Genomic DNA, 14805 nt, shown 5'->3' on the forward strand with positions numbered 1-14805 from the left:
CTGACCATCTAGCAGCATGGCAACTGCATCACGTTTGAATTCGTCGGTATAAGTACGTCGTTCAGGATTAGCTGAAGGCTTGGTCTTTCGTGGCATCTGGCGCTCCTTGAGTTACTTTCAGTTTAAGGGCTCGCGTGGCCCCCAAAACCCAGGCCACCTCAGATTGTGTGATGGGGTGGAGGGGGTGGGGGATCGATTTTTTGGTGATGGTCTGATGGGGGGGGAGGGGGCTGGGGTGACGTATTGATGCTGTTGGGCTGGGCGGATTGTTTTTTGAAACGCAGAGACGCTGAGGACGCAGAGAGGGGCGTGGTGGGGGACTGATTGTTTGNTGAATGATTGTGTGATGGGGTGGAGAGGGTGGGGCGGGGTTTTGATGTGGCGATGTTGTTGGGGAGGGCGGATTCTTGAAACGCTGAGGCGCAAAGGCGCTAGGACGCAAAGAGGAGTGGGGGTGGGTGATGGATTTTTTGGTGATGGTGGGTGGGTTGCTGCTTGTGTTAGCTGGGCAGTTCTGCGCGTACGATTTCGTTTTGCTCGTCGATGGCGAGTCTTTTGAGTTCGTTGGCGAGGATACCGCTGCGGGCGTCGCTTGGGGACTTTGCGAGAATTCTTTTTCCTGCCCACACGCTGCTTGCTCGGACGATTGGCTCGGCGTCTCGCATTCCAAGAATCAATGCGTCGGCGTGCTCGATATTGCCGACGTTGCCGAGGACGATCGCGGCGTTCCTTAACAAGCCCCGGCGACGGGTTCGCCACATCGGTGACTTTCGAAACCGAGCTCGGAACGTCTCTTCGTCGAGCTGAAACAGGGTTGATAATTCCATCAGCCCCCGTGGTGTGTCCGGGGATAACCGCCAATCGGATTGCAGCACGGACTCATTCGACATCGCCCGCTTGGTTGGCTTGCGATTCCAAGGACAGACCTCTTGGCAGACGTCACAGCCGAATAACCAATCGCCGATTCCTTCACGCAGGGGTTCAGGAATCATTTCGCGGGATTCAATCGTCAGGTAGCTGATGCATCGCGATGCGTCGAGCACGTGAGGACCGACGAACGCGCCGGTTGGGCAGGCATCCAAACAGGCTGTGCAGGTGCCGCAATGGTCTGACTCGTGGGGCGTGTCGGGGGGAAGTTCGACGTCGACCAAGACGCACGCGAGAAAGAAATAGCTGCCGAGAGTTTTGTTCAGCAGTAACGTGTTCTTGCCGCGCCATCCGAGCCCGGCCAACTGAGCAAACTCACGCTCCATCAGCGGAGCCGTGTCGACGATCCCACGAGCGTTCGCGGCAGGACAAAGACGAAGAATCGTTTTACAGATTCTCTTTAGCTTTGGGTGGATGACGTCGTGGTAATCGGTCGCCTGCCACGTGTACCGGGCGACCTTGCCACCGACAACGGCCTCGCCATCCTGCCCATTTCTCCCCGCCACACTCGTTTGCGTGGATTCATGTTCGTGCTCGAGGGCGGAATACGGCCAAGCCAGCGCGACGACCGATTTCGCTCCCGGGAGGACGCCTTTCGGGTTTCGATACGCGTCGAGCCGATTGGGAAAATACTCCATCTCGGCGTGGTACCCGGCATCGATCCATCGGACCAAGTCCGGGAACCCCTGACTGTCGATCGCAGGGGCGATGCCGCACGCGACGAAGCCTTCCTCGGCGGCCGCCTCGCGAATCGCCTGGATGATCGCGTGCGGGTCGTTTTCGACGGCGTCAGGCATGAAAGTTTGGTGATTTTCGAACGGAGTTAACAGGCACAGCGGCCGCCACGGATTCCCACTTTCGCTGATTGAGCGGGTTTGGTTAAGACGGGGGTACGCGAAGTAGGCATCGAATTGATCGCATTGCCGTGCGACTAGCCGTGCGACCAAATGCAGCCATCTTCGCCAATATTTTCGTTTCAGTTCGCGGGTCTTTTATGACGACTGTAACGATTAGACGGAATGTCCGCTTTCTACGTTTTGTGCCGCCTCGGGACTTCGACCATGTCTTCGGTTGAAACACAGTTTCACGTACCCCCGTTTCCACCATTTCCCAGCGCCGAACGCTACGTGCGAGTCGGATCGCAGGACGATGCATTGCAACGCGTTCGCCGCGCCGTTGAAGCGTGGGAGGCCATCTCGCTCGTAATCGGACCTCCCGGCACCGGAAAGTCCTTGATCAGCCAAGTTCTGCAGCAGCATTTCGCTCGCGATCGTGAAGTGATCGTCTTCGGCGACGCGACGCTCGAAAGCCCACAGTCGCTGCAACGTCACCTGCTCAGCCGGCTCGATCGCATCCGCGGCATTGCACCGACACCGGTAGCGGCCGGCGACGACCCCCAACTCGCGATCATCGAACGAATCGCGGGCAGCTCGAAAGAGTTCGCTGGGTTGCTGCTACTCGTCGACGAAGCACAAACACTCAAACCCGAAGTCTTGGAAACGATCCGTATCCTGACCAACGTGATGTCCAACGGTCGGCCTCGTGTGAGCGCCGTGTTACTCGGCGGGCCAAAGCTCGACGAGACGCTCGCATTGCCATCGCTCGACGCACTCGTTCAACGGGTGTCGACGCGGTGCTACGTGCATCCGCTATCGAGCGACGAGACGATCGAATACGTCCGACAGGCGTTAAAGACCACGGCGGTCGCGACCAAGGTCAGCATCGAAGAAGCCGCGATTCGGTCGATCCACCGAGCATGCAGTGGCGTGCCGCGTTTGATCAACCAATTGATGACGGCGACCATCGAGTTTGCAACTTCTCGGGGACACCAACAAATTTCCGAAGGCACCGTGGACCACGCATGGGCGGTGCTGCAGCAATTGCCGAGCCCGCTGATTGAAGAACCTGAGCTGAGTCGTCCGGTATCGAATGTTGAATTCGGACCACTCGACGAAGAAGGCACCAGCGAACCCAACAGCTCGATCGAGTTCGGCCCGATGGTTGACACTCCCGGGATGATTGAATCATCGAGCGAAGAGTTTGCCTGCGAAAACGAGCAAGCGTGCGAGTCGGCGTGTGAATCAGGATGCGAAGCCCAACAATGCGACGGCGAACCCTGTGACCCGGCATCATGCGACTCACCGCAATGCGAACGCGGATGCATGAAAGAAACACAAACAACCGGCGAGGACTTCACCGTTCAAACCGACGTCGCCATTGCCTGTGACACCGAAAACGCGTTCGAAGCAGTCAGCATTGATTGCCAGGCAACAGGGTCGTTCCAGTACGACGAAGCAGACGAGGTTTCCGTCGAAGCCGAAGCCACAACGGCGAACGAGCCTGAATGCGTCGAGCCCTCGCCAACTGAAGAAATCGAACCAGTCGTTCGCTTTGAAACTCCGAGCACCGATGAGTTGTTCGGCGAATTCGAAGAAGAAGAACCGGTTGCGGCGAAACTCGGCGATGACGCAGAAGTGACGATGCAGGCTCAGCCGATTTGCCAAACGAACGACGCCCCGTGTGACGCTCAATCGCATCCGGACGAACAACCTACGGAGGACCTCGAGGCATCATTGCATCGCGAGATCCTCAGCATGCGTGGCGACGCATCCGCTCCTGTGTTGTGGATGGAAGACGCGGAAACAGAACCTCTCGCCGACGATGATCGCGACATGCTGGTCATCGAAGACGACGTGGAAGTCGAACAGGCCATCACGGTTGGCGAAGCCGGCGGTGATGAAAAGCCAGGCACGCCGGTCGCGGTCGATTTCCAATCGATGTTGGCCAAGATGCGGTCTCCAAAACGATAGCAACCTAGCCCCAGGTGAGGCATGACTGCGACGCAAAACACGTCGGCGATCTCGACCGACAACACGCTGAAAACGCTCCTTTGCCACGCGGTCGCCGCCAATCGATCCGAGCAGAAAACGCTCGCGTTGGTTGTTCCGAAAATCGTTTCCCTGCAGCCCGCGTTCTTTTGCGATCTCGCGAATTCGTGGAGACAACTGCGGGACCAACTCGGCATCAACCCGAAGACGATTCTGCGGATTGACTACTGCACGGCGGAGGCGGGGTTGGATTGGCTCCGCGGTTTCCGGCGACGTTTTGATTTGTATCGTTGCCGCCGAGCGTTTCAACGCCAAGGGCTATCGGATTCGATCTCGTTGACGAATTGCCTCGTCATCAGTCGACCGGCCGAGGCGAGCGAATCCGTGGTGCTGGGCATTTCCGAACCTGGCGTGTCCCTTCCGAAATGGGTCAAGCCGGCGCAAATGTCGCTTCCGGGGATTAGCTAGAACGCGAGCGTCGCGCTGAATTCTCGGCTGCCTCTTTGACTCGGCTGTCTCATTGACTGGATCGGGTCTCTCGGTCGCGTCTGCTTTCTTGGTCGGTTTCGCTTTCTTGGTCGACTCCGCGTTTTCGGCCGAACTGGTTTTGCTACCGACTTTGGCGCTGGACTAACGGCAATACCGTTCAATGAAGCACCGGGTTGTGGCGCTTTCGTTTAACCGGCAGCCGTAGGCGACGCTTGACGGAACACAACCTACCCTTCGGGCACGGGTTAAACGAAAATTGAACGGTATTGGGACTAACGGGGAAACGCCCCGACAGACCAGCCACCGCGAGCGACTCCCGAGGCTGAGGCTGGTTTTCCTAGGTGGTGGACGGGATGCGGATCGCACCTCGTCGAAAACGGTTTGGTTCTTATACTATTGCCCGAACACGTCAGGCGCGGATGACGGGGGTCGTTTCGACGCCCTTCGAAAACCGTCCGAGACCGACCATCCGCTGGACGTTGGCTATGTTTTGGTCAAGCGAATTGCGGTCAACGCCGAACGGCTGACGAGTTCTCGAGCGGGTTTCGATCACGAGCCGGACCTGCCGAAACCCTCGCTCTCCATCTTCATGATTCGCCGCCGCGGCGCCTTCCTTCGACGAGAACCTACCTTGGCATTCAATTCTGATCGCGATCACGCGTTTCCTACCGAATCTTCCACGGCGCCGTATTTCTGGGGCATCGACATTGGTGGCACCAGCATCAAGTGCGGGCTCGTTGACGACGAAGGGCATACGGTGGCGTTTGAACAGGTGCCGACGCAAGAGTCCGAAGGGCCGGAGGCGGCGGTTCGCGGGTTGGCGAATTTGGTGCGAGAAACCGAGCAGCGATGCGGCGTGACGGGGAAGGTCCCGGGAATCGGAATGGGAGCCCCCGGGCCGATGGATCTGCCCCGAGGCCGGCTGGTCGCGCCGCCCCAGTTGCCTTCGTGGTGGGATTTTCCGATCGTGGAAAAGCTGGCCGAGGCGACCGGACGAAAGGTCGAGTTCCTCAACGATGCCAACGCAGCGGCGTTCGGCGAGTACTGGCTCGGCAGCGGCAGCGAGCACTCTTCGATGCTGTTGTTGACGCTCGGCACCGGCGTCGGTGGCGGCATCATTATCGAAGACGAATTGGTCAACGGCGTGAACAGCTTTGGCAGCGAGTGCGGTCATATCCTGGTCGACTCTTCCCCCGACGCGCAAATTTGCCAGTGGGGTGGAGGCCGTGGACAACTCGAAGCGTACGCGTCCGCTACCGGCGTGGTGGCGATTACCCGCAAACGATTGCGAGAACAGACTGACAGCAGCCTTTCTCGCTTCGTTAATCGCGACGGTGAAACGGACACGGATGAGCTGACCAGCAAGCGGGTTTACGAAGCCGCCGTCGCGGGTGACTCCCTGGCCAACACGATCGTCGATGAAACCGCACGCTGGTTGGGGATCGCGATCACGACGCTGGTTCACACGGTCGATCCGGGCAGCGTTGTCCTGGGCGGTGCGATGAACTTCGGTGGCGAAGAATGCCCGATCGGCAAACGCTTCATTGAGCAGATCCGTGAGGAGTTCCGCGAACGCACGTTCCCGAACGTTTTCCAAGGGACAACGATCTCGTTCGCCTCGCTCGGCAGTGATGCCGGTTATCTCGGTGCGGCCGGTTACGCCCGCAAAGCTCACTCGTAGTCGACCGCCTACGATAAGACGACGACAAGCCTCCGCGTCACCGGCACACGCCTGCGTGCCTCATCGCCACTGACGCATTGAAACCGATCATCTGCTCTCGCGAATTCCCGAGAGCCCGCCTCCGGCAAAACCATCTGCTATGTCCGCACAAACCAAAAACATTCGCAACTTTTGCATCATCGCTCACATCGATCACGGCAAGAGCACGCTCGCCGATCGGTTGCTCGAAGAAACCGGCACCGTGACGACTCGTGAGATGAAGTCACAGTTGCTCGACGACTTGGCGTTGGAACGTCAACGCGGGATTACGATCAAGGCTCGCGCCGTTGCGATGCCGTTTCAACGTGGCGACACGACGTATCAACTCAACCTGATCGACACACCAGGCCACGTCGACTTTCAATACGAAGTCTCTCGTTCGCTCGCGTGTTGCGAAGGTGCCTTGTTGCTCGTCGATGCGTTCCAGGGAGTCGAAGCGCAAACCATGGCCAACGCGTTTGCGGCGATGGAACATGACCTGACGATCATCCCGGTGATCAACAAGATCGACCTGGTCCACGCTCGGCCTGATGAAGTCGCCGAGGAAATGATGAATTCGCTCGGGACCGATCCGGAAGAGTGCGTTCGCGTTAGCGCGAAGACGGGCGTCGGCGTTGACGGTCTGCTCGACGCAATCGTCGAACGCATCCCGGCACCCGCCGGCGATCCAGAGGAAACATTGCAAGCGATGGTTTTCGATTCCAACTACGACGACTTTCGTGGCGCGATCACGTACATCCGTGTGATGCAGGGCAAAGTCAAAACGGGCCAGAAGATTCAGTTCCTCCGTGCCGGTACCGAGCACGAGGTTATCGAGTTGGGCCAGTTCACTCCCGCGAGAGAACCTCGTGATGAACTGTCGACCGGCCAAGTCGGTTACTTGATTTGCAACATCAAAAGCCTCGGCGACGTTCATATCGGTGACACCGTGACGGTCACCGGCAAGACTCCCGCGAAGGCTCTACCGGGTTACGATCGACCGCGACGGATGGTTTACTGCGGGCTGTTTCCGAGCGACGGGCAGGAGTTCACGGACCTTCGCGATGCACTCGAACGACTTTCGGTGAACGACCCGAGCTTTGAGTTCGAACCGGAAACCAGCGACGCACTCGGATTCGGATTCCGATGCGGCTTCCTCGGCCTGCTGCACATGGAGATCATCCAACAGCGGCTCGAACAGGAGTCCGACATTGATTTGGTGCAGACGGCGCCTAACGTGACGTATGAGATCACACTGAAAAACGGCGAGACCAAAACGCTCCACAAACCGCAGGACGTTCCGGATCCAGGCGACATTGAAGAGTTCCGGCAACCGATCGTCAAATGCAACGTGATCGTTCCGGAGGAGTATATCGGCGCGGTGATTAAACTGTGCCAAGAACGCCGTGGCATTCAACGTAACCAGGAATACATCGGCGCCGGCCGAGCGATGCTGACGTACAACATTCCGCTCGCGGAAGTAATCTACGACCTGCATGATAAGATCAAGAGCTGCACGCGTGGCTATGGAACGTTGGACTACGAGATGGTCGGCTATGAAGCCGCCGATTTGTGCCGTCTCGATATCATCGTCAACGGAAGTCGCGTTGACGCGTTGTCGGTGGTTTGTCACCGCGCCGACGCGGACCGCCGAGGGCGAGCGGTCGCGAAACGTTTGAAAGCGGAGATCGAACGTCACATGTTCGAAGTCGCTGTCCAAGCCGCGATCGGCAGCCGCGTGATCGCTCGCGAAACCGTCCCGGCGATGCGAAAGAACGTTACCGCGAAGTGCTACGGCGGTGACGTTTCACGCAAGAAGAAGCTGCTGCAAAAGCAGAAAGAGGGCAAGAAACGAATGAAGGCGATCGGCAACGTCGAGATCAGCCAGAAGGCGTTCATGGCCGTCCTGAGCAGCGGCGACGAATAGAACATCAAAGCCGAAACCCTGACGAGCCATCCACACCGGAGCTCGAGTTAGCCTTCCGGGTTGAAGACTTTGAGGTGAGGCACCTGCGTCGACGCGGAGGCTGACTTTCCGGCAGGTTTCACGGGAGCGGAAGCTTCGGCGGATTCGTGCTGCAGCCGTTTCATCAGGTCTTCGAGACGCTGCAGGTCTTCACGTTGGGATCGCGCCGAACGCCGATCGACTCCGCCGAGCACCACCACAGTGTCCGAGGAACTCGCACACTGCGTCGCCCAAGTGATCGCACGGTCCTGGTCGGCAACCAACCGCATCGACGCGATGTCCTGAACACCGTCGAGCACGTTGTGGCTCAGGGACAGGAACTTTTCTTTCGAGTTCGGGGCACACGTGAGCACGCACTGATCGGGCATCGCTTCCAACAAGCGGCCGTACTGCGCGAGCGTCTCGGCATCGTCGGAGTCGGAGATCGCAAGGACGCACCACATCTTTGCCCGACGCGCCGACATGGTTTTCACGTTCACGTTCATTGGCAGACATTCCGGTCCGGCACTTGCCATCTGTTGACGGATCGCGTCCAGGACAAACGAAACTCGCCGTGGCGTACCGGCGATATCGAGGACCATCGACGGAGCGGCCTGCGTCACGTTCCAGTCCGCAACAGCGACCTTTTGGCAACGCCCAGGAAGCTCGCGTATCTTACTGACGGACTCGGTGATCTGCACGAGTGGGTTGTCCGTCGCCACACCTACCGCGGCCGCAGCGGCGATCGCATCAGCGAGCGTGCCCTGGCCGAGCAACGACTCGAGCATCGCCGAGCGGTTTCCGTGACGCAGCATCGCGGTCAAGACACCGTCGACCGTGTCGATCGTTTTGAGTTCGACGTCGGCGTCGACGTCGACGTCGACTCCGTAGGTGACATAGCGATGCGTGGACGATTCGACTGCCTTGAGGCTGCGACGGTCTTCGGTGGAAACGATGACGATCCCATCCGACTCGACTCGTTCGAGAGCGCAGTCGACGGGCGACGGGCCGAAGTCGCTGCGAGCTGCGTTGTGGCCAACGATGACCAACATGTCCAACCCGATTTGATCGTAACCGCCGCACTGAAGCATACGTGCGTCGAGTTCGAGGATGGTCACGGCAGCGCCCGCATCGGCCGCTTCGCTGATCCGTTGGATCATGTCAGCCGCACCGTCCAACGATTGTTCGCCGGTCTCGGTGGTTACCCCGTCGCTTTGAGCGAGGTCGGTTTGATATGCGACGCGACATGGGATGTCACGCAGCACCTGAGCCAACGTCAGAGCTGTCGTGGTCTTGCCACTTTCCCCGACGATGCCGATCGTCAGCAATCGTTGATCAGGACGAGATCCGGTTTCGTCGATCAGTTGTTTGGCGGTGATCTCAGCCATGGCCCGTTCGGTATCGGGGACGATGCACTGAGGCAGCGGAGCCGGCAAGATTTGTTCGGTGAGGATTCCAGCGGCGCCGCGTGCGAGTGCCTGAGAGATCAGCTCCACCGGGCAATCCACACCGATTCGGTATACCACGAGTTGCCCCGGAGTGCACTGCTCGGCCGATTCCGCAATCGAGACAAATTCGATATCGCTGCCGGAGAAAAAACGAGCGTTCGGCAACAGCGACGCGATCGAGACCGGTTGGTTCTCGTCATGGCGAGAAGTCGGCTGATCGGCGTCGATCGAACTGTTGGTCAGACGATCACTGTCGGTCTCGTTGTGGCGGCCACAGCGTTGAACCGGATCGGCGACTTTCTCGAGAGTCTTGGTCGCGTTGTCCGCGTGGGACGCAGACTGGCCTTGGCTCGGAGCCGCCCAACGTGTGTGGGCCTGATTACTCGAAAACTCGATCGACCGATTGATAGAATGATGCATCTCGTCGCCTCCTTGCTGACGCAGAAAATCGAAATCGCTTTTCCGAATCCGGCTCCTATCGTGCACGCGTGACGCTCTGTCGTCACGCCGTTCACACCGGCGGTAAAGCTCTCACGAGAAATCCGTTCCCGTGCCAGTCATCCGCGTTCGTTCCGATCTCGGACGACTGAGATGCCAATTGTTCCCATCTGCCGAAATCGGTCAAGGTCGAAATCTCAAACTTCTGCGTTCGTGCGAAAGCGAGACGCTGTGAAACGTCGGTATGTCGCGGAGGCGGTGGGAATGGAGAGCAAATAGGCGATTGCGGCAGGTTGCTGTCGCGCCACGTGTTATTTCGGAAGGGAACGTGGTGCCCAGGAAAGCATTATCACGGCTTTCGTGTGGCGGATGATGCCCCGATCCTGCGGCATGGGGATCTTTCACAAGATCCACTTTCGTGTTTCCGACGCCTGCAGCTCGATTCGCCGGGAGTCTCATTCTGATCCGGACGCGACACCAAAGTGTCGTCATTGCGAACACATGCGTTGCTGGGGGCTGGACGATTTCCGGCCTAATTCGTCACGAAATTTCCCGCATATTCGCTGAAAAACGGCGTCAAATCGAAGGAGTACGGGTATTTCTCGCGATTTGGCACCGGCATTGCGTTATCTGTCTCCTGAAGCGAGTTTCACACTCTTCCTCCCGTCGCCGTGTTGGCGTCACAGTGTGAACTCGTGAATAAGGAGAAGGAAAACAAAATGTCTCGAATAATCAAATACCTGAGTGTCCCTGTACTTGCGATCGGTTTGGTGCTTGCCGGCGAGGCTCCCAAGGCTGATGCAGGCGGGTTCTCGATTTCATTCGGAACCGGAGGTTATGGCGTGCCCGGATACCGATATTCGTCTGGCTACAGCGGCTACGGCTATCGGTCTTACCGACCAACCTACGGATACGGTTACTCCCGACTCGGCCCGGTGATCTATCCCGGGGTCGGACTGGGTTACCATTCCGGATACCGCGGATACCCGTACCACGACTACCGTGTCCGCAAACCGGGTCCACCGCGGCATCACTATGATCACCACGGTCATCGAGGGCATGATCGATACGACCGAGACTATGATCGCCGTGGTCGCCGGTAGGGCATTTTGAGATTGGACGCGTCCGATCTCCGCCGCCGGATGTCGCCAGAATTCAGGTCAACGAAGTCTGGCGACATCGGCTAAATCGGTTTTAGAGAACGCTCTAGATGTTTAGCGTCTTCCGATAGTACTTCATGTCAACTCGATTTTCGGGTAGCGGACGAGGCGACGAGTCCTTGATGCGCCAGTCACGCACGGGCATTTCTTGCGTCATCCACAACGATTCCACCCGAAAGCCACGCTGCAGTGGAATACTAGGTTTTGGGTAGCGGGACTCGCCGAGAGTTTCGGGAGGGCTCGTGAATCGCCGAAAGTCTTGGCGACTTTCGCTGTGCCCAGAAAGCCTCATCCTTGATCGTGATGCACCGCTAGATACCTAACGTCTTACGCCAGGTTTCTGCCATCAGGGCGTGACCGGCGAGCGAGGGGTGCACGCCGTCACCCGCCCAGTAATTCGGCGGCGCGACTTTGATTGCTTCATCGAACATTTCTTGGAAGGCGACGCGTTCTAGCGAAAGTTGTTCGGCGACACGTCGAGCAACTTCGAGGCGTTGAGTGAACTCGGGGAACCAATGATCTCCCACCGCGCCACAACGCAGAACGAACGGTTCGCAGATCACGATTCGCGTTTCGGGCAGTTGCTGCATGGTCTCTTCGAGCAGCGCTTTGTAGCCTGTTTCGTAGGTCTCGACCGTGCCATCGTAGCGGCCGTTGAGTTTGTGCCAGATGTCGTTCACCCCGATCAGGATGCTCAACACGTCCGGCTTCAGATCGATGCAATCTCTTTGCCAACGTGCCGCGAGATCGGGAACCTTATGACCGCTGATGCCGCGGTTGTAGATCGTTAGGCCTTTTGCTGCATAGTCTCGCAGCAAGGGTCCCGCGATCAACATCGGATATCCGCGTCCGAGCGATCGGGAATCATTCGGCTTGCCCTGTTTGCGATCGCGTCCGGCGTCGGTGATCGAGTCGCCTTGGAACAGGATGGTCGCTTTGTCGGCCAAGGCGGAACCAGTCTTCTCGGCCGCGTCGGTTGACGACAGGGAGAATGCGCCGGTGGCGCCTGCGGCTGCGATCGCTGCCGCGGTGGCTTTGAATACATCACGTCGTTCGATGGAATTTGCCATAGTCTCAAGATGCTTTTGAAGGGTGGGATTGGAGGCGAGCATCCACCGCGTTCGCGGCGGAAGAGCACCATCATATCTTCAAAAGAACCGCGAGTGTGAAGCCGGCCAGTCCACCTACCAACAGCGATGCGATCAACGTGGTAATCAGAACGTTGCGAGAAACCATCGGTCGGTGCGACACCACCGGTGGAGGAGGCGGAGTCACCAACGTCGAGGCAGACGCCGCGTCGTAAGCCAGATCACCGGCAGGTGTATGCCTGTCCCCATGTTGTTCGGGCAACGGGGGCGGAGGAGCGTCCCCCGTGATACTCGAGAGTGCCCCCGACGAGGCGGAGTGTTCGTCTGTCAAGGTGACCGGGTGCGACGGCGACGTACCTTCCCCTGCACCGGAGGTTTTCCAAGACAGATCGTCGTCGAGGGACACGTCGTTGAGCCCGACGGCTCGCGAGGGATCGTTCTTGCGTGGGCGTTGTTCTTCGTCGGGCAAACTGATGCCGAGCTCGGCCAACCAGGCTTCTCCCTCGTCGGGATGAATAGACGCCCAGGGGCTCAAACGGCGAACGACCTCAGCGGCGGATTGAATCCGTTTACGGACGTCTTTCTCCATCATGTCCGCAATGATTTCGACGTACGCCTCGGTGAGTTCTGGGGCGTATTTACGTGGATCCCACGGTGCTTGGGTCAGGTGACGTTTGCACTTGCTTCGCGAATCCCCACCGGGGAACGGGACTTTTCCCGTGATCGCATAGTACAGCGTGCAGCCGAGCGAATAGATATCGCACTGCGGGCCGACTTGGTCGGGGGTGCGGATCTGTTCGGGCGACAGGTAATCCGCCGTGCCAACGACCTTCCCGGCTCGCGGGTCGTCGTCGGGAACGAACATCAACGCTGCCAATCCGACATCGGCGACTTTGGCGTGCCCGTCGGGCGTCACGAGGATGTTGGCCGGTTTAATATCACGGTGGATCAGTCCGCTTTCGTGGGCGTACGCGATGCCCGCGGCGGCTTGGGCGACGATCGACGATGCTTGTTGAACCGAAAGCCGGCCGCTGTCTTTAACGAGCTGTCGCAGGTCCGTGCCGGGGACGTATTCGGTGACGAGAAAATGAACGCTGCCTTCGCGACCGGCGTCGAAGGCCCGTACCAAGTAAGGACAATCGAGCGACGCCTGCAAACGGATCTCTCGATTGAAACTCTCTCGCGCGAGTTCGTCCGATTTGTCCAGCGGCAAGACCTTGATCGCACATCGCCGGCCCATGATCTCGTGGACACCGCCGAAGACCTGTCCCATCCCGCCTTGACCGATGAACTCCGTCACCAGGTATGGACCGAGGGTCAGCTTCGTGCGACCGGCCCGCAACTGCGTTGCCTGATAGGGAGTGATGATTTCGTCGCGAATCAGAATCGTTTCGATCTCATCACAAACGACCGATCGGTCGTCGTCGGAAACCGGTGGTGGTGTTCCAGCCGCCTTGCGATCGCGTTTGACTTCCGAAACCGCTGCCCGCCACTGTGTCTCGCTGACCAGCTCGCTCAACAGAGCGGCTTCGCGGAAGACCAGATCGGGAGGCAGCGGTGCACTCATGCTCGGCCACCGATTTCAAACAGGACGACCATGTGCACGACACCATGACTCGGATGCGACCAACGAACACGGTCGCCTTCCTGTTGAATCGACTCCGGGTTACTGATCTCAGCAAGCCGCTGCAGCGTCAACTCGCCGTTGCCGGTATCACGGCGAAACGGACGCGAGAGCGAGGAGACTTCGTAGACGGAATCAACGTCTCGGCAAAACCGCAGACTCGCCGAAGCGGCGCGGCTCGCCGTTTGAATCACTCGCAAGTGCAACGCCATCAACTCGCGTGGTTGTCCCTGTTTCGCGTCGCTGTCCTCCGCCGCACCGGAATCGCGAACACGTCCGACATCAACGATTTGAACGTCGAGTGACGACGGAGACGGATGGATCAACCATCCACGCGGCGACGCCTTCGCGAGCGAACCTGAATTCGAAGCGATCGGGACCGCCCAAACCGGTTCTCCCATGGCGAACGACTTTGCCGCAGCGACCGGGTGCTTGACGTCAAATCCGAATGCAAATGATTGCCAGCCGGACCAAGCTTCACCACTCTTCGCGTCGTCGGAAACGGTGTCCCAACCGTGACGCGTGTCCCCATTTGCGATCTTGTCGGCAGAGTCGACGGTCAACAGCGAATCAAAAAACCGGTCGCCGCTGCGGCGGTGAATCGTAGACGATTCGCTCGCGATCAAGGTCGCCCGTTCATCCTCATCAATGACGTAACCGAGTGAGGTTTGAAAGGACCGCGCACTCGTTCGGACCAGCTTTTCTCGCATCATCGCTCGCACGACCGGGGTCGGCTCGGCGGTCGCGACGCGGAGCACGGGACGACGACGCCATGCCTCCTCGATTGCCAAACCTTCTTCAGCAACCGGACTGAACCGGACCCGGTAAAACAATCGACGACTGCCGCGATCCAACCGATACTGTGCTTGCCAACGTCGCGGGACGTTTGGATGGGAGTCATCCGGACCCGACGCGGTCGCGACAGCCGGTTCGAACGTTCCGGTCAACTCCACGACGGCACATCCGCGAGATTCGTGCAGAGTTTTGATACCGGTGCACTGGGTTGTCCAATTCGACGCGGCCGTTTGTGCGGGTCCGGAATTATCGCCGCTGCCCTCACTTGGAATTTTGCCGCTCGGCGCGAGCAAGAGCCTCGTCGAGAATCGGTTTCCACGTCCAGCACCGCTGTAGACGCCTTCGATTCCACCGTGCTCGGGGT

General features: G+C 58.8%; 9 protein-coding genes and 1 pseudogene. 5 read left to right on the top strand and 5 right to left on the bottom strand.

The features are described from left to right. Nucleotides 1-500: 500 nt before the first annotated feature. Entirely contained in the window at nucleotides 501-1724 is a 1224-nt protein-coding gene (gene queG, locus RSSM_RS20710; protein WP_008683464.1) for a tRNA epoxyqueuosine(34) reductase QueG, read from the bottom strand. Nucleotides 1725-1946: 222 nt separating this feature from the next. Here queG and RSSM_RS20715 point away from each other — a divergent pair, with 222 nt between their 5' ends. From RSSM_RS20715 to lepA, 4 genes are all read left to right on the top strand, one after another. Next, the gene (locus RSSM_RS20715; RefSeq protein WP_236621278.1) at nucleotides 1947-3737 is read left to right on the top strand and encodes an ExeA family protein; all 1791 of its coding nucleotides are present in this window, start codon (nucleotides 1947-1949) and stop codon (nucleotides 3735-3737) included. A 21-nt stretch (nucleotides 3738-3758) separates the two neighbouring features. After that, on the top strand, nucleotides 3759-4223 hold the full coding sequence (locus RSSM_RS20720) for a hypothetical protein (RefSeq protein ID WP_008683468.1): 465 nt from the start codon (nucleotides 3759-3761) through the stop codon (nucleotides 4221-4223). Nucleotides 4224-4875: 652 nt separating this feature from the next. Continuing rightward, nucleotides 4876-5925, top strand: coding sequence for an ROK family protein (locus RSSM_RS20725; protein ID WP_044303164.1), 1050 nt, complete (start codon nucleotides 4876-4878; stop codon nucleotides 5923-5925). Between the two features lie 139 nt (nucleotides 5926-6064). After that, complete coding sequence (lepA, locus tag RSSM_RS20730; RefSeq protein ID WP_008683472.1) at nucleotides 6065-7870, top strand: translation elongation factor 4; 1806 nt, start codon at nucleotides 6065-6067, stop codon at nucleotides 7868-7870. 47 nt (nucleotides 7871-7917) lie between these two features. Here lepA and RSSM_RS20735 read toward each other — a convergent pair whose 3' ends face one another. Further along, the gene (locus tag RSSM_RS20735) at nucleotides 7918-9756 is read right to left on the bottom strand and encodes a UDP-N-acetylmuramoyl-L-alanyl-D-glutamate--2,6-diaminopimelate ligase (RefSeq protein ID WP_173403172.1); all 1839 of its coding nucleotides are present in this window, start codon (nucleotides 9754-9756) and stop codon (nucleotides 7918-7920) included. Between the two features lie 737 nt (nucleotides 9757-10493). Here RSSM_RS20735 and RSSM_RS20740 point away from each other — a divergent pair. Then, nucleotides 10494-10877: a hypothetical protein gene (locus RSSM_RS20740; RefSeq protein ID WP_201767217.1), complete on the top strand. Its 384-nt coding sequence runs from the start codon at nucleotides 10494-10496 to the stop codon at nucleotides 10875-10877. 368 nt (nucleotides 10878-11245) lie between these two features. On the opposite strand, the gene RSSM_RS20745 is transcribed toward RSSM_RS20740, so the two are convergent. The 3 genes and pseudogenes from RSSM_RS20745 to RSSM_RS33875 all read right to left on the bottom strand — a co-directional run. Next, nucleotides 11246-12004, bottom strand: a complete 759-nt coding sequence (locus tag RSSM_RS20745) for an SGNH/GDSL hydrolase family protein (RefSeq protein WP_008683477.1) — start codon at nucleotides 12002-12004, stop codon at nucleotides 11246-11248. Between the two features lie 70 nt (nucleotides 12005-12074). Then, nucleotides 12075-13589 carry a serine/threonine-protein kinase gene (locus tag RSSM_RS20750; protein ID WP_008683478.1) on the bottom strand — a complete coding sequence of 505 codons (1515 nt, stop codon included), beginning with the start codon at nucleotides 13587-13589 and terminating at the stop codon, nucleotides 12075-12077. Then, a pseudogene (locus RSSM_RS33875) lies at nucleotides 13586-14805 on the bottom strand (hypothetical protein); the annotation flags it as partial. The pseudogene RSSM_RS33875 and the gene RSSM_RS20750, both read right to left, overlap by 4 nt.

It is taken from the genome of Aporhodopirellula sallentina SM41, assembly GCF_000346505.1.
GTDB classification, from domain to species: domain Bacteria; phylum Planctomycetota; class Planctomycetia; order Pirellulales; family Pirellulaceae; genus Rhodopirellula; species Rhodopirellula sallentina.

Bases quoted from the DNA above. Each gene is read 5' to 3' on its own strand.
- lepA (WP_008683472.1), top strand. From the start codon at position 6,065: ATGTCCGCACAAACCAAAAACATTCGCAACTTTTGCATCATCGCTCAC.
- RSSM_RS20735 (WP_173403172.1), bottom strand. From the start codon at position 9,756: ATGCATCATTCTATCAATCGGTCGATCGAGTTTTCGAGTAATCAGGCC.
- RSSM_RS20720 (WP_008683468.1), top strand. From the start codon at position 3,759: ATGACTGCGACGCAAAACACGTCGGCGATCTCGACCGACAACACGCTG.
- RSSM_RS20715 (WP_236621278.1), top strand. From the start codon at position 1,947: ATGTCCGCTTTCTACGTTTTGTGCCGCCTCGGGACTTCGACCATGTCT.
- RSSM_RS20740 (WP_201767217.1), top strand. From the start codon at position 10,494: ATGTCTCGAATAATCAAATACCTGAGTGTCCCTGTACTTGCGATCGGT.
- queG (WP_008683464.1), bottom strand. From the start codon at position 1,724: ATGCCTGACGCCGTCGAAAACGACCCGCACGCGATCATCCAGGCGATT.
- RSSM_RS20745 (WP_008683477.1), bottom strand. From the start codon at position 12,004: ATGGCAAATTCCATCGAACGACGTGATGTATTCAAAGCCACCGCGGCA.
- RSSM_RS20750 (WP_008683478.1), bottom strand. From the start codon at position 13,589: ATGAGTGCACCGCTGCCTCCCGATCTGGTCTTCCGCGAAGCCGCTCTG.